Annotated in this window: 15 protein-coding genes; 6 read left to right on the plus strand and 9 right to left on the minus strand. The window is 66.1% G+C overall.

The annotated features are described in order from the left end of the window. Positions 1-63: 63 nt before the first annotated feature. From ACHL_RS15670 to ACHL_RS15690, 5 genes are read right to left on the minus strand one after another with little or no spacing between them, the layout of a single operon-like run. The gene (locus tag ACHL_RS15670; RefSeq protein ID WP_015938277.1) at positions 64-1350 is read right to left on the minus strand and encodes an MFS transporter; all 1287 of its coding nucleotides are present in this window, start codon (positions 1348-1350) and stop codon (positions 64-66) included. 60 nt (positions 1351-1410) lie between these two features. Beyond that, positions 1411-2043, minus strand: a complete 633-nt coding sequence (locus ACHL_RS15675; protein ID WP_015938278.1) for a hypothetical protein — start codon at positions 2041-2043, stop codon at positions 1411-1413. Between the two features lie 23 nt (positions 2044-2066). Then, positions 2067-2984 carry a carbohydrate ABC transporter permease gene (locus ACHL_RS15680; protein WP_015938279.1) on the minus strand — a complete coding sequence of 306 codons (918 nt, stop codon included), beginning with the start codon at positions 2982-2984 and terminating at the stop codon, positions 2067-2069. Further along, on the minus strand, positions 2981-3934 hold the full coding sequence (locus ACHL_RS15685; RefSeq protein WP_015938280.1) for a carbohydrate ABC transporter permease: 954 nt from the start codon (positions 3932-3934) through the stop codon (positions 2981-2983). Before ACHL_RS15685 ends, ACHL_RS15680 begins: the two co-directional genes overlap by 4 nt. Positions 3935-3964: 30 nt before the next feature. Next, positions 3965-5254: an ABC transporter substrate-binding protein gene (locus ACHL_RS15690; RefSeq protein ID WP_015938281.1), complete on the minus strand. Its 1290-nt coding sequence runs from the start codon at positions 5252-5254 to the stop codon at positions 3965-3967. A 176-nt stretch (positions 5255-5430) separates the two neighbouring features. Between ACHL_RS15690 and ACHL_RS15695 the strand changes: the two genes are divergently transcribed. Further along, on the plus strand, positions 5431-7446 hold the full coding sequence (locus ACHL_RS15695; RefSeq protein ID WP_015938282.1) for a beta-galactosidase: 2016 nt from the start codon (positions 5431-5433) through the stop codon (positions 7444-7446). A 674-nt stretch (positions 7447-8120) separates the two neighbouring features. Next, positions 8121-9545 carry an HNH endonuclease gene (locus tag ACHL_RS15705; RefSeq protein WP_015938284.1) on the plus strand — a complete coding sequence of 475 codons (1425 nt, stop codon included), beginning with the start codon at positions 8121-8123 and terminating at the stop codon, positions 9543-9545. A 209-nt stretch (positions 9546-9754) separates the two neighbouring features. Here the strand turns inward: ACHL_RS15705 and ACHL_RS15710 are convergent, their stop codons facing one another. The 3 genes from ACHL_RS15710 to ACHL_RS15720 all read right to left on the minus strand — a co-directional run bounded on the left by ACHL_RS15710 (position 9755) and on the right by ACHL_RS15720 (position 13283). Continuing rightward, positions 9755-11107, minus strand: a complete 1353-nt coding sequence (locus ACHL_RS15710) for an ABC transporter substrate-binding protein (RefSeq protein WP_015938285.1) — start codon at positions 11105-11107, stop codon at positions 9755-9757. A 300-nt stretch (positions 11108-11407) separates the two neighbouring features. Continuing rightward, complete coding sequence (locus ACHL_RS15715) at positions 11408-12349, minus strand: carbohydrate ABC transporter permease (protein WP_015938286.1); 942 nt, start codon at positions 12347-12349, stop codon at positions 11408-11410. Next, the gene (locus tag ACHL_RS15720; RefSeq protein ID WP_015938287.1) at positions 12339-13283 is read right to left on the minus strand and encodes a carbohydrate ABC transporter permease; all 945 of its coding nucleotides are present in this window, start codon (positions 13281-13283) and stop codon (positions 12339-12341) included. The genes ACHL_RS15715 and ACHL_RS15720 overlap by 11 nt, the downstream gene beginning before the upstream one ends. Before the next feature lie 340 nt (positions 13284-13623). Here ACHL_RS15720 and ACHL_RS15725 point away from each other — a divergent pair, with 340 nt between their 5' ends. From ACHL_RS15725 to ACHL_RS15740, 4 genes are all read left to right on the plus strand, one after another. Continuing rightward, complete coding sequence (locus ACHL_RS15725; protein ID WP_171908906.1) at positions 13624-14919, plus strand: ABC transporter substrate-binding protein; 1296 nt, start codon at positions 13624-13626, stop codon at positions 14917-14919. 86 nt (positions 14920-15005) lie between these two features. Then, positions 15006-16148, plus strand: coding sequence for an acetylxylan esterase (locus ACHL_RS15730; protein ID WP_015938289.1), 1143 nt, complete (start codon positions 15006-15008; stop codon positions 16146-16148). 25 nt (positions 16149-16173) lie between these two features. After that, positions 16174-18264, plus strand: a complete 2091-nt coding sequence (locus ACHL_RS15735; RefSeq protein WP_015938290.1) for a DUF6807 family protein — start codon at positions 16174-16176, stop codon at positions 18262-18264. After that, on the plus strand, positions 18261-19373 hold the full coding sequence (locus ACHL_RS15740) for a M24 family metallopeptidase (protein WP_015938291.1): 1113 nt from the start codon (positions 18261-18263) through the stop codon (positions 19371-19373). Before ACHL_RS15735 ends, ACHL_RS15740 begins: the two co-directional genes overlap by 4 nt. A gap of 85 nt (positions 19374-19458) precedes the next feature. Here the strand turns inward: ACHL_RS15740 and ACHL_RS15745 are convergent, their stop codons facing one another. Continuing rightward, positions 19459-20910: an aldehyde dehydrogenase (NADP(+)) gene (locus tag ACHL_RS15745; protein WP_015938292.1), complete on the minus strand. Its 1452-nt coding sequence runs from the start codon at positions 20908-20910 to the stop codon at positions 19459-19461. Between the last annotated feature and the right edge of the window lie 58 nt (positions 20911-20968).

Genomic DNA, 20968 nt, shown 5'->3' on the forward strand with positions numbered 1-20968 from the left:
GTACCGGATAGAAACCGGTTTCCCACAGCGTAGGTGTGATTCAGCACACGCGTCAAGGACTGCTCAGGACTCCGTCAGCCCGGTTTCGCGTGCCTTCACAGCCCTGCCGTGCCGCCACAGCAGAAAGCCGATGGCGGCCGCGGACAGCATGCCCAAACCGCCCGTGACCACCAGCCCGGTCCGGACGCCGAACTGTTCTGTCAGCCACCCGGCCAGCAGGCCGCCGAGGGCGTGGCCGCCCAGCAGCAGTGGCAGGTACAGTGCCATGACCCGGCCGCGGATGGCGGGGCCGGCTTCGAGCTGGACGGCTGTGGCGGCGCTCGTCAGGAACAGGAGCGTCATGATTCCCACCACCACCAGCATGGCGATGAACAGCGGGAGCGTGGGCATGAGGGCTGCCACCAGTTGGGACAGTCCGAACAGGCCGGCAGCAACCACAATCCCGCGGCGGCCCATGTTCCGGAGCCTGGCCGCCAGCAGCGCACCGGCAAGCGCGCCCACGGCACTGACGGTGTTGAAGAGGCCGAAGCCTTCAACGCCGTTGTGCCAGACCCGCTCGGCAAAGGCCGCGAGGACCACCGGACCGTTCATGCCGAAGGCACCCAGGAGGCCCGCCAGCAGGATGAGGAGCAACAGCCGGGGCCGCTCCCGCACATACGCGAAGCCGGCCAGCAGCTGTCCGCGGCCCCGGGCAGCGGGAATGCCGGGAAACAGCTCGGCTGTGCGGATGGCGGCGATCAGGCCGAGGACCAGCACGCCAATGGCGGCGTTCGCGGCGAAGGCGGCGGCGGGGCCGGCCTGGGCGATCAGCACCCCGCTGAGGGCGGGCCCGGCCATGGCGCCGAGCTGGCTGAGGGCGTTGTTGAGGCCGATCGCCGGACGCAGGGCGGCGTCACCCACCACTTCGTTGACGAACACCTGGCGGGCGGGGCCGTCGATGGCGGAGGTAATGCCCAGGGCGACGCAGCTCGCGTACACGGCCCACACGGTGATGGTCCCGCTGGCCACCCACGCGGCAAGGCCCAGGGCTAGGACCACGATCACGGACTGGCACACCATCATGATCCGGCGTTTGGGGAACAGGTCCACCACCAGCCCGGACAGCGGCCCCACGATCAGCATGGGGAGGAATTGGAGGGCGACGGCGACGCCTACGGCCGCTGGACTGCCGGTCAGCTGCAGGACCATCCAGTCCTGGGCAAGGCGTTGCATCCACACGCCTACGCTGCCCGCCACCTGCATGCCCAGGAAGAGCCTGTAGTTGTGCCGGGTCAGCGGCTGGTACCACCGCGGTTGGCTCTCGTGGGAAAGATGGACGGACTGCTCGGAATTCGGGCGGTCGGAAGGCACGAATGACTCAACTCGGTTGGAGGGCGGAAAGTGTGGCGGTGCGGTTGGGCCGGTGGCGGATCAGGTGTGGCGGGCCGAGCGGATCTTGACGGCCGCCGAGGCGAGGATCAGGGTGCCCGGCACCACCACGAAGAGCGCCACGAGCATCCAGACGAACACCGCGGCGCCCAAGAGTGCGGCTGCGAGCAGGGCCGAGCCGGACCAGTCCTTGAGGGAGATGGCTTTGCCGGTTTCGAGCGCTGCGTGCCAGGCGTCCTTCGGCCCGGCATGCAATTTGGCGGCGTCGGACCAGGCTGCGGCAGTGCGCAGCAGCAGGATGGCTCCGCAGGCCGCCAGGATAAGGGTGGCAGGAAGGACCACTTCGCGGCCGGGCAGCTGGCCCACCCAGGCCAGCAGCAGGTTCAGGACGATGACGACGGCGGCTCCGGCCGTCAGCGCGCCAAGTTTCCAGCTGCCGGGCAGGGCAGCCTTGAAGGTCCCCCACAGGCTGCGGACTGAATCGTCGCGGCCGTCGAGGTGCCGTTCCAGGTGGGCGATCCCCGCCGCGTAGGCTGCGGGGATCGTCACCAGGGGCACGGACAGCACCAGCACCAGCACCCCTGCCAGGAGGGTTTCGGAGAACAGGGCGAACCGGTTCACCGGAATGGGTTCGTGGTGGTTCGATGCGGGTGTGGTGCGGTCCATGATGCTCATTTCCGTCGTGCTCCCTGGTCCCGTTAGCCCTTGAGGCCCTGGGTGGAGACGCCTTCAACAATGTAGCGCTGGAAGATCAGGAAGAAGATCAGCACGGGAAGCAGGGCCAGGACGGACATGGCGATCATGGCGCCGTAGTCCGAGGACTGGGTCTGGTCCTGGAAGAGCCGAAGGGCCAGCGGCAGCGGGTACTTTTCCGGGGTGTTGAGGTAGAGCAGCGGGCCCAGGAAGTCGTTCCAGCTCCAGATGAAGGAGAAGATCGAGGTGGAGATCAGTGCCGGTTTCATCAGTGGCAGCATGATCGAGCCGAAGATCCGCACGTGTCCGGCGCCGTCGATCCGCGCGGCCTCATCCAGTTCGGCGGGCAGGCCGCGCATGAACTGGACCATGAGGAAGACGAAGAACGCGTCGGCGGCGAGGAACTTGCCGATCAGCAGCGGAATGTAGGTATCCACCAGGCCCAGCTGCTGGAAGATGATGTACTGCGGGATGATCACCACGTGGAAGGGCAGCAACAGGGTGGCGATCATCATGCCGAAGAACACGCTCCGGCCGGGGAACTTGATCCGGGCGAAGGCGTAGGCCGAGACGGACGCGGAGAGGATGGTGCCCACCACGGCGCCGAGGGCCAGGATCAGCGAGTTGGTGAAGAATTGCATCGTGGACACCCCGCCGATGCCGTCCAGGGCCGTGACGAAGTTATCGAAGCTGAAGTTCTCTGACCACAGCGAGGTGTTTCCGCCGCCAATCTCGGAGTTCGGTTTGAACGCCGAAGCGATCATCCACAGGCCCGGGTACAGCACGATCCCGGTGAGGATAAGCGCGGCGATGTGGAAGAGGGTGCTCTTGGCCCGTTTGGCGCCGGCTGACTCGGATTTCGGGTTGTACACCGGGGTGCCGGTGTCCGTGGCGGACTGGGTGGGCGTTGCCATGGTTGTCATTTCGAATCACCGCTGTAGTGGACCCAGGACTTGGACGTTTTGAAGAAGATCAGGGTAATGATGCCCACCACGATCACCAGGAGCCAGGCCATCGCCGAGGCGTAGCCCATCCGGAAATCGCTGAAGCCGCGCAGGTACAGGTAGAGGGTGTAGAAGAGGGTGGATCCGGCGGGGCCGCCTTCACCGTTGGAGATGATGAAGGCCGAGGCGAAGATCTGGAACGCGTGGATGGTTTCCATCAGCAGGTTGAAGAAGATCACCGGGGAGAGCATGGGCCAGGTGATGTTGAAGAACTTCCGCACCGGCCCGGCACCGTCCATGGACGCTGCCTCGTAGAGTTCGTTGGGGATCTGCTTAAGCCCGGCCAGGAAGATCACCATCGGCGCGCCGAACTGCCACACCGTGAGCAGGATGAACATCGGCATGGTCATGGACGGGTTGCCCACCCAGCCTCCAAGGTTGATCCCGAAGAAGGACAGGCCCTGGTCCACCGGGCCCGAATCGCCGAACATCGCCTTCCACACGATCGCGATCGATACCGAGGCGCCGATCAGCGAGGGGGCGTAGAACGCGGAGCGGTAGAAGCCCTGGCCGCGGCGCTTGCTGTTGAGCAGCATCGCCACCGCCAGCGCTGCGGCGAGCTTGAGCGGGGTGCCGAAGACCACATAGCCCACGGTTACGCCCACGGACTGCAGGAACCGTTCGTCCTGGAACAGCGTGATGTAGTTGTCCAGCCCGATCCACTTGGGCGGCTCGAAGAGGTTGTAGTTGGTGAAGGACAGGTAGAGCGAGGAGATCATCGGCCCAACGGTGAGGGCGATGAATCCCAGCAGCCAGGGCAGCAGGAAGGTGTAGCCGGCGCGGGCATCCGCCCCGCCCCGCCTCGACTTGCGAAGCGGGGCAGGACCGGATTGCGTCGAACGCCTGCTCAGGGTTGGGCTTTGAGTCACGAGTTCAGTCCGTCAGTTGTGAAGCCTGTATCAGGCGTTCTGCTTGATAAGGTCTTCGGCTTCCTTGAACCAGGCGTCGGTGGCACCGTTGATGTCCAGCTTGCCGTAGTTCAGGTCCGAAGCAATGCGCTTGAAGGAGGTCTCCAGCGTGCCGAAGCCGACGATCGGTGGCTCCGGGGCGTCCTTGAGGTACTGGGAGATGGACGTTTCGTAATCGACAACGATCTTGTCCGTGCCTTCGAAGGTGGTGCCGTCGCGCTGGGTCTTCGATGCGGGCACGCCACGGGAGGTCTTGAAGATCTGGCCTACCTCGGGGTCGTTGACCATGAAGTCGATGAAGCGGGCTGCGGCGTCCTTGAACTTGGTCTTGGCGCTGGCCACCATCAGCATTGACGGCTTCAGGAACAGGCCGAGGTTGTCCGCGTCGTCGGAGGGGACCGGCACGAGCTTGAGTTCCTTCGCGCCGCTGTCGCCGAGGTAGCCGGCCATGAAGTTGTCCCAGGTGACTTCGGTTGCGGTGACATTCGAGCCGAACGGCGACTTCGGGGCCAGCTGGGTGACGCGTTCCTCGGAGACGATCGCCGGGGTGCCGCGGAGATCAGCCGTGAGGTTCCACCACTTCTTCAGGTCGTCCTTGCTGAAGCCGAGCTTGCCCTCGGAGGTGAAGGCTTCGATGTTGTTCTGCCGCAGCCAGACGTTGAACATCCACCAGACGCCCGTGTAGTCGGTGCCGCCGAAGAGGGCGCCGTTGCTCTTGCTGCCCACCTCGGTGAGGAAGGCGTTGAATTCCTTGTAGGTCCAGCTTCCGTCCGGCTCGGCGATACCCAGGGAGGCCAGCTTGGCGGGGTCGTAGTAGACGGCGAAGGCATTGGTGCTGGTGGGGATTCCGTAGGTCTTGCCCTTGATCTGGCCGGAAGGCAGCAGGGACTTTTCGAAGGCATCCGTATTGATCTTGACCGTACCCAGGTCCAGCAGCTGGTTGCGCTGGCCGTAGTCGCGCAGGTAGGACAGGTCCCACTGCATCACGTCGGGCAGGCCACCGCCGGCAGCTTCGGTGGCACGCTTCTGCCAGTACCCGGCGAAGTCGGTGAAGTTGCCGTTGACCTTGATGTCCGGGTTCTTGGATTCGAACAATGCAATGGCCTTGCGGGTGCGCTCGGCGCGGTCGTCGTTGCCCCACCAGGTGTAGTTGATGGTGACGGGGTTGTCCGCCGAACCGGTCTGTCCTGAGGTGCTGGATCCGGTTCCGCAGGCCGCCAGTACGCCGGCAGATGCGGTGCCGACGGCTACGGTTGTAAGGAAATGCCTTCTGTTGATCACGGGAGCCTCCTTGCTCAATGTGTGCAATCCCTGATCTCATCTACAACGTAAGTAGTGAGCTGGCTTACACGGCTTCTGAAACGATACAATATCCGCATTCCGGGAATTGGGCAAGCGTTTTCCAATCCACCGGTTTTCCCGCCCTGTTCCACCGCTTCAGCAGACATAGGAGTCCCATGGCAACGCAGGAAATTAACCGTCCGGCAAGTGTTTGGAGCAACGTCGAAGGCCTCGGTTTCGGCGGCGACTACAACCCCGAACAGTGGCCCGTGAGCGTGCGGCTGGAGGACCTCGAGCTGATGCAGGAAGCCGGCGTGAACTTCCTGAGCGTGGGCATCTTTTCCTGGGCCCTGCTGGAACCGGTTGAGGGCCAGTACGATTTCGGCTGGCTTGATGAGGTGCTGGACAACCTCGCAGGCATCGGCGTCAGGGTTGCCCTCGCCACCGCCACCGCCGCTCCCCCGGCGTGGCTGGTCCGCAAGCATCCGGAAATCCTGCCGGTCACCGCTGACGGAACCGTGCTGGGACCGGGCTCACGGCGGCACTACACGCCGTCGTCGGCCGCCTACCGGCGCTACGCCACGGGCATCACGCGGGTCCTCGCCGAACGATACAAGGACCATCCGGCGCTGGCGCTCTGGCACGTGGACAACGAGCTGGGTTGCCACATTTCCGAGTTCTACGGCAAAGAGGACGCAGCCGCTTTCCGCAGTTGGCTGGAACGGCGTTACGGGAGCATTGACGCCCTCAACGCGTCCTGGGGCACCGCGTTCTGGAGCCAGAACTACGCATCGTTCGAAGAAATCCTGCCGCCCTCAGTTGCCCCCAGCACGCTGAACCCGGGGCAGCAGCTCGATTTCCAGCGCTTCAATTCGTGGGCGCTGATGGATTACTACCGCGAACTCGTGGCAGTGCTCCGCGAGGTGACCCCGGAGGTTCCCTGCACCACCAACCTCATGGCCTCCAGCGCCACGAAGTCCATGGACTACTTCAGCTGGGCCAAGGATCTTGACGTCATCGCCAACGACCACTACCTCGTGGCTGCCGACCCCGAACGGCACATCGAACTCGCGTTCAGCGCGGACCTGACCCGGGGCATTGCGGGCGGTGACCCGTGGATCCTAATGGAACATTCGACGTCGGCCGTCAACTGGCAACCCCGCAACCAGCCGAAGATGCCCGGCGAAATGCTCCGGAACTCGCTGGCGCACGTGGCCCGCGGCGCGGATGCCGTGATGTTCTTCCAGTGGCGGCAGAGCTTCGCGGGGTCCGAAAAGTTCCACTCCGCCATGGTGCCGCACGGCGGCCGGGACACGCGCGTGTGGCGCGAGGTGGTGGACCTCGGGGCGGCGCTGAAGCTGCTCGAACCGGTCCGCGGTTCCCGGGTGGAGTCCCGCGCGGCCATCGTCTTCGATTACGAGGCGTGGTGGGCCAGCGAGATCGATTCCAAGCCGAGCATCGACGTGAAGTACCTGGACCTGCTGCGGGCCTTCCACCGTTCGCTGTTCCTGAAGGGCGTTTCCGTGGACATGGTCCACCCGTCTGCGCCGCTCGAGGGCTACGACCTGGTGCTCGTCTGCACGCTCTACGCCGTATCCGACGCCGACGCCGGCAACATCGCCGCGGCCGCCTCCGCTGGCGCCACCGTCCTGGTCAGCTACTTCAGCGGGATCGCGGACCCGCAGGACCACATTCGGCTCGGCGGGTATCCGGGCGCATTCCGGGACCTCCTTGGCGTGCGGGTGGAAGAGTTCCACCCGCTGCTGGCCGGATCGCAGCTGAAGCTCGACGACGGCACCGTTGCCTCGGTCTGGAGCGAGCACGTGCACCTCGCCGGCGCCGAAGCGGTCCAGGCGTTCACGGAGTATCCGCTGGAAGGCGTCCCGGCCCTGACCCGCCGCTCCGTGGGCGCCGGCGCTGCCTGGTACCTGGCCACCTTCCCGGACAGCGACGGCATTGATGCGTTGGTGGAACGGCTGCTCGCCGAATCGGGCGTCTCCCCCGCGGCTGCCGCCGACACCGGCGTCGAACTGGTCCGTCGGCGCTCGGCCGATGGGCAGCGCTTCCTGTTCGCCATCAACCACACCCGCTCCTCCGCCGCCGTCTCGGCCACAGGAACCGATTTGCTGACCGGGGAGCCCTTTGGCGGGTCCGTTCCGGCGGGCAGCATTGCGGTGATCAGGGAGGGCTAGGCACCTTCTCCTCTCCTACGTACGACGGCGGCGCCTCCTCGGGCGCCGCCGTTTTGCTTTCGTGTGGGTCAGGGAAGCAGGCCTGGACACAACCGGCTCTTGGCAGCTTCCGCCTCCAGCCGTACCGTGGCGGCATGTCGATGTTTCTGGATGCGGTCGGGGCTGTCATTCAAGCCCTGGCAGAAGCCGTCGCCGAGCTTCTCTGGCCGGGCGGCGAAGAAAGGCCGCAGGACGACGACGCCCCGGACACGTAGCCGCTCCGGCTCCAGGATTGAAGCACCTGCTTCAGCGGCTTTTCCACATAGGGGTTTGAAGGCGTCGGGAATGTCGGTGGTTGCTGGAAGACTTTATTCATGGAGACGGTTGGCGGAGCGGCAGTGGAGGTGGGGCGGGCAGTTGCCGTTGCGCCGTCTGCTGTCCGACCGGTCGGCGGGCACGACCTGACTGGGGGTGGCACTGCTCGCCAGCACGTTCAACGCCCCGGTCCTCGGCCGACCAAGCCGCTGGCCCTCCCTCTCGCGGGATCTCTTCCGGCTCCGCCCCAGCCGCCAGCTGAGCAGCCCTCAGGCGTCGGGGTTCATTCTCCTTCTGGCACCGCGGGCGCTGGGGTTCTGGGTGTTGTTGATGCCTTGCGTATATTGGCTGATGTTCCAGCTGCTGCCAATGGTGCGGGGATGATTGATCAGCTCCGGCAGCTTGAGGACGTGAAGGCTGTTGCGGCGGCGAGGCAGGCCGAGATCACTGTCGCGTTCGACTTGGTGCAGCGGCGGGAGCAGGCCGCTGCCGGTATCCCGGCTAAGGAACAGGGCGCCGGGGTAGGGGCGCAGGTGGCGTTGGCGCGGCGGGAGTCCCCGTCCCGGGGCGGGCGGCTGCTGGGACTGGCGAAGACCCTGACCGGGATGCCCCACACCTTCGCCGCGTTCCGGTCCGGACGGTTGAGTGAGTGGCGGACCACGCTGGTGGTGAAGGAAACCAACTGCCTTTCACCCGAGGACCGGGCGGGGGTCGATGAGGAACTCGCCGCCGACACCGGCACCTTTGATGGGGCCGGGGACCGGACCATCATCTCCGCGGCCAAAGCCGCCGCGTACCGGCGGGACCCCGTCTCGGTGGCCAGGCGGGCCGCCAAAGCGGTGGGGGCACGGACGGTGAGCCTGCGCCCGGCCCCGGACACCATGGCCCGGCTGACCGCGCTGCTGCCGGTCGCCGAGGGTGTGGCCGCCTACGCTGCCCTCAGCAGGGAGGCCGGCACCCTCCGGTCCTCCGGGGATGGCCGGTCAACGGGCCAGATCATGGCCGACACCCTGGCTGAACGGATCACCGGGACCCCGGGCGGGATCAGCGGGGTCCAGGTCCAGCTCGTCATGACCGACCGGACCCTGTTACAAGGCGACAGCGAGCCGGCCCGGCTCGCCGGGTACGGCATCGTGCCCGCCGCCTGGGCCCGCGAACTCGCCGCCGGACACCAACCGGGCACGGGCACCAACACCCGCGCCGCCAGCCGTGCCAACCCAGAACCCGGGGCCGACCCCGCGTCCGCGATGGCTGTCTGGGTTCGGAGGCTCTACACCGCCCCCGGCACCGGTGAGCTCATCGGTTTGGATTCCAAGCCCAGGCTCTTCCCGGCAGGACTCAAACGCTTCCTCCAGATCCGGGACGACACCTGCCGGACCCCGTACTGCGACGCACCCATCCGCCACCACGACCACATCACCCCCTGGCACCACGGCGGCAACACCACAACCAACAACGGCCAAGGACTCTGCGAAGCCTGCAACCACACCAAAGAAAGCCCAGGCTGGAGTTCAAAACCCATCCCAGTGCCCGAAAACCCGCAGCTTCCGGACCCTACACGGATCCCCGACGGGCCACACGATGTCAGGCAAGTCGCCCGCCATACCGTCAGGCTCCGAACCCCCACCGGCCACACCTACCACTCCACCGCCCCACCACTCCCCGGGACGGCCTTCACCCATGCCAGCAGCCCGAGTAAGCATGCGGGCATAGCAGGAGCACCGGCGCGGGCACCCGGCAAGCCCCCGCTTCCACGACCCGCGATCCAAGTCTTGGGCCGCGTCATCCAGGCCGGCGTTCCTTGACACAGTGCGCGCTGACTGAGTATTCACGGCGAGCCCGGGCGGCCGAAGGCCGACTGTAAAGCCCCGGCTTAAACAGCTCCGCCCCGGAAGGAACCATGGGTTCCCGCCGGGGCGGAGCTGCCACCCGCCGTCGGACGCCTGGCCGGAGGAGGCTTCCTGCCAGGCTGTCCAGAGCCGTGTTGGCGGCGTGAAATCGGTTCGTGCCGGGGCTAGCTGATGGCCGACTTCATTTCGTCGACGGCCTTCTTGCCTGCCTCATCCGTGGAAAGCCGTTCAAAGAGAACCTCGGAGGTGTACCGCTTGATGATCTCCTGGATGGCGCCTGCACCCTTCGGCGGCGGAGCCGGAGCCTCGCCCAGTTCGTCCTTGATCTGGTCAATGAACTTGACCACCTTCACGTCGGCCGGGGTCAGCTTGGATTCAATTGCGGCACGGACGTCAGAGTTGGGGTACACGCCGCGGTCGGCCAGGAGAGTCTCACCGGCTTTGACGTTGTTGGTCAGGAAGTTGATGAACTTGGCGGTTTCCTCAGGGTGCTTGGTCCGCGAGGATGCGGACCAGAACTGGGATGCCTTGTACCAAAGCCCGGCATCGGCAGAGGACCCGGTCTTGGTGGGGAACCGCAGAATCTTCAGGTCCGCGCCTGATGCCTTTTCCAGGGCGGGTGCCTGGTTGGACCACCAGAAGGCCAGCCCGTTCTTACCCGTGGCCAGGCCGCTCTGGTCCAGCGATGCGGCCTCGGCCTCAACCACCTCGGATGCTGACGGGACGGCCTTGTTCTTGCTGAGATCCTTCAGGAATGCCCACCACTCCGCGATGTCGCTGGGCTCGAAGCCGAGCTTGCCGTCCGAGGTGTAAAGCGACTTGCCGTTCTGGCGGAGCCAGACACCCAGGGAAGCCTCGTCGGTGCCGTATGCGGCGGCGCCATAGGTGCCCTTTGGCGACTTCTCAGTCACTTCGGCGGCGATGCGGCCAAAGTCTTCCCAGGTCCACTTGGAGTCATCCGGCAGCGGAACACCGGCAGCTTCGAACACCTTGGGGTTGGCAAGGATGGTGGCAGCGTTGATGCCGGCGGGGATGCCCGTCAGTCCGTCCTCGCCCTTGCCGGCGTTAAGGGCGGCCTCGTCCAGCTTGGTGGTGTCGATGTCGTACTTCGACAGGTCCAGCAGGGCTCCGCGGGTGGAGTACTCGGTGATGTACTTCTCGTCCATCTGGATGATGTCAGGAGCGTCGTTGGCGGCCACCTGGGTGGCCAGCTTGTCCCAGTAACCGCTCCAGTCGCCGAATTCCGGCTTGATCTTGATTTTGGGGTTTTCCGCCTCGAACTGCTTGATGGCTTCCTGCGTCAGCTGGGCGCGCTTGTCGCCGCCCCACCAGGAGAAGCGGAGTTCGACGGTTCCGTCGGCGCTCTGAGGGGCGGATCCTGAGCCGCAGGCACTGAGGGCCATGACGACGGCGGCTGCCGCGGCTACGGCGCCCGTCTTGCGGAAGCGGCGGGCCGGGCGGGTGGAGGGAGTCTCTGCAGGCTGCCGGGCAGCTGAGGGACGGGAGAAAAGCGGCACTGGGTGCTCCGATCTTCGTTGATCTGTGGTGCTGGGGATGTTTCTCGGTGTTGCTGAATGTTGGTGCGGGAACGCTGGTGATGCGAGCGGAACGGCAATCTCGGGAGATTCGACTCAAGCGAACCGAGAAAGCGCTTTCTGGTTCCAATGCTACAAGTGGTCAACTTGTAGTACAAGATGTCCGGGCGACAAGTTTGTTGCGATTTGGTAGCGGGAGCTCCGGCAGGCCGGCGCCAGGCTGCGGGCGCACGAACGGCCCGCCGCAGGGACGGGCCGTTCACGGGTTTTGCGGTGGGCGGGTTACTTGATGCCGGTGGTGGCGATGCCCTTGATGAGGAACCGCTGGCCGAAGAGGAACACCAGGAACACGGGGAGCAGGGACACGATAGACATGGCGAACAGTGAGCCCCAGCTGGTGGCTGACTGGGAGTCCACGAACGCGCGCAGTGCCACGGGAACGGTGAACATATCCGGGTCCGTGAGGTAGATCAGGGCGCCGAAGAAATCGTTCCAGGTCCAGATGAAGGTGAAGATGGTGGTGGTGGCCAGGGCCGGGACCATCAGCGGCAGGATGACCCGCAGGAAGATCCGGGGATGGCCCGCGCCGTCGATGCGTGCAGCTTCATCAAGGTCCTTCGGGATGCCGCGGATGAACTGGACCATCAGGAACACGAAGAACGCGTCCGTGGCCAGCAGCTTCGGCACGATCAGGGGCCAGAAGGTGTTTACCCAGCCGATCTGGGAGAACAGGATGTACTGGGGAACGATGATGACGTGGAACGGCAGCATGATGGTCAGCAGCATGATGCCGAAGAACAGCTTCTTGCCGGTGAACTGCAGCCGGGCGAAGGCGTAGGCGGCCATCGAGCAGGAGATCAGGTTGCCCAGGATGGATCCGATCACCACGATCGCGGAGTTGATCATGTAGTGGCCGAACGGGTGGGTCAGTGCGGACCAGCCCGAGGTGTAGTTGCTCATCTCCAGGCTGTTGAGCCAGAGTCCCGGTTCGCGGAAGATCAGCTCGTTGGGCCGCAGGGATGAGACAACCATCCACAGCAGCGGGTAGATCATCAGGCCGCCGGCCAGGATCAGGATGGCGTGCTTCGTCAGCGCTTTGGTCCGCTGCGCCCGGCTGAAGGCCAAGGTGCCGCGGGACTCGCGGGGCTTGCGGTGGTTCGTAGGCTTACCGGCCCCTGCGGACTTCTTGTCCGAGGCGGGCAGCGTCTCCAGGTTAGTCGTCATAGAAAACCCAATACTTAGAAGCGATGAAGTTGATGGCGGTGAAGACGCCGATGATGAGCAGCAGCACCCACGCCATGGCGGACGCGTAGCCCATGTCGAACTGGCCGAAGCCCTTCTGGTACAGGTACAGCGTGAAGAACATCGTGGAGTCCGACGGCCCGCCGTTGCCGCCGGAGACGATGAACGCCTGCGTGAACGACTGGAACGAACCGATAATCTGCAGGACCAGGTTGAAGAAGATGATCGGGCTCAGCATCGGCATCGTGATCCGCCAGAACTGCTGGAGCGTGGTGGCACCATCAACCTTGGCTGCCTCGTAATACATCACGGGAATCTGCCGCAGGCCCGCCAGGAAGATAATCATCGGCGCACCGAACGTCCAGACGTGCAGCAGGATGATGGACCCCAGCGCAGTCCCCGGATCCGAGATCCAGCCCGGACCCTGGATCCCGAACATCGCCAGAACCTGGTTCACCAGGCCGGTGGTGCCAAAGATCTGCTTCCACAGGATGGCCACAGCCACGGAACCGCCCAGCAGGGACGGCAGGTAGAACACCGAGCGGTAGAACGGCAACCCGCGCAGGCCCTTGTCCAGCACCAGAGCGATCAGCAGCGCCACCGCCAGCTGCAGCGGGACACCCACGAACACGTAAGTGAACGTCACCCGCAGGGAATTGTGCAACCTTGCGTCACTGAGCATCCGGATGAAGTTATCCGCCCCGGTCCATTCCGGCGGCTGCAGCAGGTTGTAATCCGTGAAGGACAGGTAAAGGGACATCACCATCGGGCCGATGGTGATGGCCACCAGGCCCACCAGCCACGGCAACAAGAAGATGTACGCGGCCTTATTGTCCCGGCCATTCGCCTTCTTCTCCTCGGCAGTGGCCTTGCCCTTGCGCCGGCTAAGGGAGCTCAGCTCGCTGATGGCGCTCATCGCCGCTCCCCCGCTCCATGCGTCAGGCCCGGCGCAACCGGCATTCCTGCCGGGCGCGGTGCCCTGGGTATCTGCTTTGCGGCCATGTGGTCTCCTTTGGTCATCGTGGCCTCCACGTTTTGGGTCATCGCCGGGGCGATGAGTGTCAGCACCCCGCGCCGTCCTGGAACCGTTGTGGAAACCGGCTGGGACCGGCCGCTGGAGGTACTGGATGAAAAAGCGGCTCCGTACCAAAGTAAACGGTTTCTTGACTCCTGTATAGCCCTTTGTTAGTTTTTGAGAAAGCGTTTTCTGTAACGGGCATCACTCAACTGTAGAACACCACCTGAGGGGCAGGACAATGAGGTTTCGTCGGAAGAAGTCTGTAATGGGGGCGGCTGCTGCAACAGCCGTACTGGCCTTGGCGCTCACAGGTTGTGGCAGCAGTCCGCAGGCCGGAAAGGTCGGCACGGCGGAGGATCCCGTGACCATCCGTTTCGCCTGGTGGGGCAACGATTCCCGCGCCAAAACCACGCTTGAAGTCATCAAGGACTTCGAAGCGGCCAACCCCACCATCAAGGTGCAGGGCGAGAACACTGAGTTCAGCTCCTACTGGGACAAGATGGCCACGCAGATTGCGGGCGGCACCACCCCGGACGTTTTCGCCATGAGCGGTTCCTACCCCAGCGAATACGCGTCGCGCGGGGTGCTGCTGGACCTGGACAAGGTCAAGGACCAGATCGATACCTCCAAGTTTGCCGACGGAACCGTGGAGTTGGGCCAGCTGGACGGCAAGCAGTACACCATCACCGCCGGCGTCAATGCCATGTCCATGGTCCTTGATCCCACAGTGTTTGAAGCCGCCGGCGTACCACTGCCGGACGACGAAACCTGGACCTGGGACGACTACGTCGATATTGCCGCCAAGATCAGCAAGAACTCCCCCGCCGGCACCTTCGGCACCACGCCGATGTCCAACGATTCGTTCGTTGCCGTCTGGGCACGCCAGAGCGGCGAAGAGCTGTACACGGACGACGGAAAGAAGATGGGTATCAGCGAGGGCACCCTCGCCAAGTGGTTTGAGTTCAACAAGAAACTCATGGACACCGGCGGCGCACCTTCCGCGTCGCAGACCGTCGAAGACGGCTCAGCGCAGCCGGAACTGACGCTGATGGGCCAGGGTAAGCAGGCGATGAAGGTGTCGTGGAGCAACCAGATGACCTCTTACTCGGGTGCGCCCCTGACCATGGTGAAGCTGCCCGGGGAAAGCAAGCAGCCGGGAACCTGGCTGCGCTCCTCCATGGAGTACGCCATCTCGTCCAAGTCCGCCCAGTCCAAGGAAGCTGCCCTTTTCATCAATTATTTGGTGAACAACATGGATGCTGCCAGCAAGATCAAGAGTGACCGCGGCATGCCCGCCAACACCGATCTCAAGGCGGGCATCACCCCCCTGCTGAAGGAAACCCAGCAGAAGGAGGCGGGATACCTGGACCGCATCGCCGAGCTGGACGTCAAGCCGCCCCAGCCGTTCCCGGCAGGTTCTTCTTCCACCCTGGAAGTTTTGAACCGATACAACACGGATGTACTCTTCGGGAAGATCTCGCCGCAGGATGCGGCAAAGGGCGTCATCAGTGAGGTCAATTCGAACCTGGGGTAGCCACCCCGGTGCACCGGCCGCAGTCAGCCCGACCGCGGCCGGTGCTTCTTCGCACCAACGCATGACATCAGACAGGAGGCAGGCCAGTGGCAGCCGTTACCAACAGTTCCAGGCCCAGCGCCATCGCCGGCTATGAGGACTGGCCTGCCTATGTCCGCAATCATCCGCAATACACCGCAGCCACCCCTGCCGGACAGGGCCTTGCGGATGCGCTGGGGGTCCCCGGTGCATCAGGCCGGCCGGCCGTCACGGTGCACTGGGAAGTAACGCACGACGACGTCACCACCTCCCAGCTCAGCTGGCAGCTGGGCTTCGGCCCGCGCACCACGGGCTGGCTGGCACGTCCGGCCGGAAGTACGGAGACCCTGCCCGGCATCCTGGCCCTGCACTGCCACGGCGGCAACAAGTTCGGCGGGGCAGACCGGCTGGTGGACCTCCCGGAGAGCCACCCCTCCGCTGCAGCCGCCCGCGCCGGCCACTACGACGGCCGGGCCCTCGCCTCCGAAACCGCCCGCCAAGGATTCGCCGTCCTGGCCCATGACTCCTTCGCCTGGGGCAGCCGCCGTTTCGACCTTTCAACGCCTCCGTGGCGTACCGCCTCCGCGCTGGAGGCGCGGCGGGCACAATGGCGGGAGGACGACGTCGTACCTTCCGAAGCGGATCTCTACAACGCGGCAGCAGGGTTCCATGAGGACACCGTTGCCAAGACCGCCGGACTGCTGGGCACCAGCCTGGCCGGCATGGTGGCCCACGACGACCTTGCGGCGCTGGACATCCTCGCCCACCTGCCCGGCGTCGATGCGGACCGCCTGGGCTGCGTCGGTTTCTCCGGCGGCGGCGGCCGGTCCCTTGCCCTCGCGGCCCTGAGTCCCCAAATCCGCGCCTCGGTAGTGACCTGCATGATGACCACCTTCGAATCCCTGATGCCTGCCTACCTGGACGCCCACTCCTGGCTGCTGCAGACTCCCGGGCTATGGAAGCTGGGCGACTGGCCGGAACTCACGGGCCGCTCCGCCGCCCGGTTCCTGGTGCAGTACGCGCTGGCCGACGAACTCTTCCCGGAGGACGGCATGCGCCAGGCCCACCGGACTCTGGAAGCCCTGAACGGCGGCGGCCGCTACACCGGAAGTTTCTGGCCCGGCGGGCACGTCTTCACTGCCGCCATGCAGGATGAAGCGATCGGTTTCCTGGCCGCTTCCCTTGCCCTTGCAGCGTCACCCGCCTCCTGATAATCCCAACCCCAAGGACCCTTTGATGATTTCGCACTCCGCCACCGCGGAACCGGACAGCCGCCCCGAGGACAGCGCCGCCGCCGGCACTGCAGTACCCCGCATCGCCCTGGTGGGCGTCCATGGCTTCGGCGAACGCCACCTTGCCAACCTGGCCCGGCTGGAAGAGGCAGGGGCCCTGGAGCTCGTGGCCGTCGCCGATCCCAACCCGCCGGCGCCCGGCCGGCTCAAGGACACGGTGGCCGTCTTCCCCGATCTCAACAGCCTTCTGGCAGCGCAGGCAACTGCCGGGGCCCGTGCGGACGTCGTCATCCTCGCCACCCCCATCCAGACCCACGCGCCCTTGGCCACAGCCGCCCTGGCTGCCGGGCTGGACGTGTACGTGGAGAAGCCCCCTGTGGCGTCCCTGGCCCAGTTCAACGAGGTCCTGGCCGCTGCGGAGTCGTCAGGCCGGCTGGTCCAGGTGGGCTTCCAGAGCCTGGGTTCGCATGCCCTCCCGGCCATCCGCACCCTCGTGGAGTCCGGCGGCATCGGCGAAGTGCTAGGCCTGAGCGCCAGCGGCCAGTGGGTGCGGACCAAGTCCTACTTCAAGCGGTCCCGGTGGGCCGGCAAGCGCAGCCTGGACGGCGTCGACGTGGTGGACGGCGTAGCCACCAACGCGCTGGCCCACGCCGTAGCCACCGCCCTGCACATGGCCGGGGCGCACACGCTGGCCCATGTCGCTTCCGTGGAAACAGACCTCTACCGCGCGCACGAAACCGAAAGCGACGATACGTCGGTGATCCGCGTCCGGACCGCCCACGGCACCACGTTGCTGTGCACCCTTACCCTATGCGCGCCTGAACAGGTAAACCCGTCCGTCACCGTCCACGGCACCCGCGGCGAGATCACCTTCTTCTACACGGAGGACGAGGTAGTGATCAGCACGCCGGACGGCGAGCGCCGGGAGAAGTGCGGCCGCACCGATCTGCTGGAAAATCTGCTCGAAGCCCGCTCCACCGGAGCCCCGCTCCTGGCCGCGGTGGCGGACACGGGCGCCTTCACTTCGGTCCTCGAAGCCATCCGCACGTCACCAACGCCGGAGCCGATTGATCCCGCGCACATTACCTGGGAGGGCGAAGGCGACGATGCCCACCCCGTGGTGCACGGCATCGTGGAACTGTTCGACCGCGCCGCCAAGGCGCAGGCCACCTTCGCCGAACTCGGCGTTCCCTGGGCGCGGCAGCTTCCGCCCGTCCGGACCCTGACCGTGGACGGGCACCCCGTGGCGGACTACCAGGACGGCAGCCACATCCGCGCCGTCTCCTCGCCGCGACCCTACCTGCACCCCGTCCGCACCCTGTCCGGGACTGTAGTCACGGACCACCAGCCGCTGGACCACGTGTGGCACCTCGGCGCCGGCGTGGCACTCCAGGATGTGGACGGCGTGAATTTCTGGGGCGGCCGCACCTACACCCGGGAGGCCGGGCAGTACGTCTGGCGGCCAGACCACGGCAGCATCGCCGTCACCAGCACGGATGCGGAGGAAACGGCCGCGGTTACCGGGGGCGCCGAAGGCCGGCTTGAGGAACGCCTGAGCTGGAACGGGCCCGACGGCGGCCCGGTCCTCGTGGAGGAACGCCGCTGGAGCTGGACAGGAGTCAGCGCCTCGGCCTGGCGCCTGTCCCTTGAGTTCGCACTCTCCCCCGCCGGAGACCAGCCGGTCAGCCTGGGCAGCCCGGGGTCCAACGGCCGCTTCGAGGGTGGCTACGGCGGATTCTTCTGGCGGCTGCCGGAATGCGGTGGCGCAAAGGTCTGGTCACCTGCCGGAACCGGTGAAGCAGAGGTCCACGGCACGGTCTCCAGGTGGCTTGCCTGGACTGGAACTTTCGGTGCCGGAACAGACCGGACCGGCGACGCCACCCTCGTGTTCGTTGCCCCGGAATCCTCCACCGATCCTTGGTTTGTCCGGGTGGACGGCTACCCGGGAGTGGGCCAGTCCCTCGCCTGGGATACGCCTGCTATTGCAGAACCCGGCAGCCCCGTGCGCCGGAGCATTTCCGTCCTGGTGGCCGACGGCTCCCTGGACACAACCGACATCGAAGCACTGATCACACAACAGGGGGACCTCTCATGACCCAGACAACAGCTGCACCGCCGCAGGCTGTCCGCACCGCCCCGGCCTCGGTCCGGGACCGCGCGGTGAAGCGCCGTCGGGTGCTGGACATCCTGGACGCATCGGGCAAGGACGCCCTGCTGCTCACCACCCACACCGCCCTGACCTGGTACCTCGACGGCAGCCGCGTGCACATCAGCCTCGCCGGCGATCCCATCGCCGCGCTGCTGGTGGACCGCTCCGGCGACCACCTGGTGACATTCAACAACGAAGCCGGACGCATCGCCGCTGAGGAACTGCCCGAAGGCGTGGCCCTCCACAGCGTGCCCTGGTACGGGAACCTCCACCAGGCTGCGGCCGCCGTCGGCAGCGTCCCCGGCGGATCCCTCCTGGCCGAAGCCGACGCCGCCACCGAACTGCGGGCGGCGCGCCAGCAGCTGCTCCCGGCCGAGAGCGCCCGCTACGCCGGGCTAAGTGCTGACGTCGCCGCCATCATGACCGATGTCCTGTCCACTGCACGCCCGGAGACCACGGAGTTCGAGCTGGCGTCAGCGCTGGCCGCCCGCGTGGTGGCCGCGGGCGCTGAGCCCCTGGTGCTGCTGTGCAACGGCAGCAGCCGCAGCGGGTTCCGGCACCCGCTGGCTACGCACGCGCCGCTGGGCCGCCGCGCCATGGCGGTCATCTGCGCCCGCCGCGACGGGCTGGTTGCCAACATCACCCGCTGGGTAAGGTTCGACGCCGGCACTCCGGAAGAGCGCGACGCCGAGTCCCGCATCGCGGCAGTGGAGGCGGACATTTTCGACGCGACGGTTCCCGGCGCCCGGCTGGACCGCATCTTCACCGAAATCCAGGCCGCGTATACCCGGCACGGCTTCGGCGCCGACCAGTGGGAACAGCACCACCAGGGCGGCCCGGCCGGCTACGCAGGCCGCGATCCCCGGGTCACCGCCGCAGCCACGGACACTGTGGTTCCCGGCCAGGCCTTCACGTGGAACCCATCCGGCCCGGGCGTCAAGATCGAGGACACCGTGCAGCTCACGGAGAACGGGCTCCAGGTCCTGACTGTCGATCCCCGCTGGCCCGCCACCACCGTGAACGGGCTGGACCGGCCCGCGACGCTGGAGTTGTAAGGGCAGCAGGCGCACGGGCAGACACGCCACCAACGCAAAAAGAAACCCCGGGACCGCGGTCCCGGGGTTTCTTGATGATGGTTGGCTACGGAAGCTGCAGTTCGCCGTCCACGCGGCGCGGAATTCGCAGCGGGTTCTCTTCGCGCAGGGCGGGGTGGAGCACCGTTTCCGGGGCGTCCTGGTAGGCGACGGGACGCTGGAAGCGGCGGACCGCCGTCGCGCCCACCGAGGTGAACAGGGACGTGGTGGCCGGGTACGGGCCACCGTGCTGCTGCGCCCAGTTCACGGCAACGCCCGTGGGCCAGCCTTCGAACAGGACCCTGCCGGCGAGCCCGGACAACTGCTCCACGAGCGCATCGATCTCCTCGCCGGGCTCGGCGTGGAGTGTGGCGGTCAGGCTGCCCGGCACCTTGGCCAGGACCGCGGAGAGCTCTTCCTGGTCCGTGTACTCGATCAGCATGGTGGTGGGGCCGAAGCACTCCTCCAGCAGCTGCTCCGGGCGTTCCAGCACCTTTGCGGCAGTGGTGGAGAAGACCACCGGCGCCGCACCGTTGGCCGCAGCATCCTGGTCCACGGTGCCGCCCACCACGTCCACGCCCTCCACCGACGCGAAGCTGCGCAGGCCGTCCGGGTAAGCCTCGGCAATACGGCTGGTAAGCATGTTGTGGGCCGGCTTGTCCTTGCTGGCCTCGGCCACGTCCGCGGCGAAGGACGTTCCGGCCGGGATGAACACCAGGCCGGGCTTGGTGCAGAACTGTCCGGCACCCAGGGTGAAGGAGCCCGCCAGCCCGGTGGCGAGTTCGCTGGAACGTTCCGTCAGTGCAGCGGCCGTAATGACCACCGGGTTGAGGCTGCCCAGCTCGCCGTAGAACGGAATCGGATCCGGGCGGGACGTGGCGAGGTCGAACAGTGCCCGGCCGCCGGGGATGGAGCCCGTGAAACCCACCGCCTTGATGGCAGGGTCCTGCACCAGGGCTGTTCCCACTTCCCGGCCGCTGACCAGGGCGAAGAGGCCTTCGGGAGCGCCGGCGCCGCGGAGGGCGTCCGCAACGATTTCCGCTGTCCGCTCGGACAGCCGCACGTGGCCGGAGTGGGCCTTGACGATGACGGAGCAGCCAACGGCCAAGGCCGAAGCCGTATCGCCGCCGGCAACGGAGAAGGCGAACGGGAAGTTCGACGCCGAGAACACCGCCACCGGGCCGATGGGCTTCAGGATGCGGCGCAGGTCGGGCTTCGGCGGGGTGGAGGACGGGTCCGCGTGGTCGATGACCGCTTCGAGGTAGGAGCCCTCGGTGATGACGCGCGCGAACAGGCGCAGCTGGCCGGTGGTGCGGGCCACCTCTCCGGTCAGCCGGGCAGCGCCGAGGCTGGTTTCGGAATCGGCGATCTCCACCAGTTCCGCGGCGTTCGCGTCCAGGGCGTCGGCCACCGCATTCAGCCAGCCGGCCCGCTCGGCGTCGGAAGCCGCTGCCGACGTGCGGGCGGCCTCGGTAGCCGCCGCGGTCAGCTCGGACAGGGAAAGCGTTGCAGTTGTCACGTCAGGTACCTGTTCTGTTTATGTACGTTCTTCGTTACAGTGCGTGGTTGCTGTGTGC

Source organism: Pseudarthrobacter chlorophenolicus A6 (assembly GCF_000022025.1).
Classification (GTDB): Bacteria; Actinomycetota; Actinomycetes; order Actinomycetales; family Micrococcaceae; genus Arthrobacter; species Arthrobacter chlorophenolicus.

Bases quoted from the DNA above. Each gene is read 5' to 3' on its own strand.
- ACHL_RS15715 (WP_015938286.1), bottom strand. From the start codon at position 12,349: ATGACGACTAACCTGGAGACGCTGCCCGCCTCGGACAAGAAGTCCGCA.
- ACHL_RS15675 (WP_015938278.1), bottom strand. From the start codon at position 2,043: ATGAGCATCATGGACCGCACCACACCCGCATCGAACCACCACGAACCC.
- ACHL_RS15740 (WP_015938291.1), top strand. From the start codon at position 18,261: ATGACCCAGACAACAGCTGCACCGCCGCAGGCTGTCCGCACCGCCCCG.
- ACHL_RS15680 (WP_015938279.1), bottom strand. From the start codon at position 2,984: ATGACAACCATGGCAACGCCCACCCAGTCCGCCACGGACACCGGCACC.
- ACHL_RS15725 (WP_171908906.1), top strand. From the start codon at position 13,624: ATGAGGTTTCGTCGGAAGAAGTCTGTAATGGGGGCGGCTGCTGCAACA.
- ACHL_RS15735 (WP_015938290.1), top strand. From the start codon at position 16,174: ATGATTTCGCACTCCGCCACCGCGGAACCGGACAGCCGCCCCGAGGAC.
- ACHL_RS15720 (WP_015938287.1), bottom strand. From the start codon at position 13,283: ATGAGCGCCATCAGCGAGCTGAGCTCCCTTAGCCGGCGCAAGGGCAAG.
- ACHL_RS15705 (WP_015938284.1), top strand. From the start codon at position 8,121: ATGATTGATCAGCTCCGGCAGCTTGAGGACGTGAAGGCTGTTGCGGCG.
- ACHL_RS15695 (WP_015938282.1), top strand. From the start codon at position 5,431: ATGGCAACGCAGGAAATTAACCGTCCGGCAAGTGTTTGGAGCAACGTC.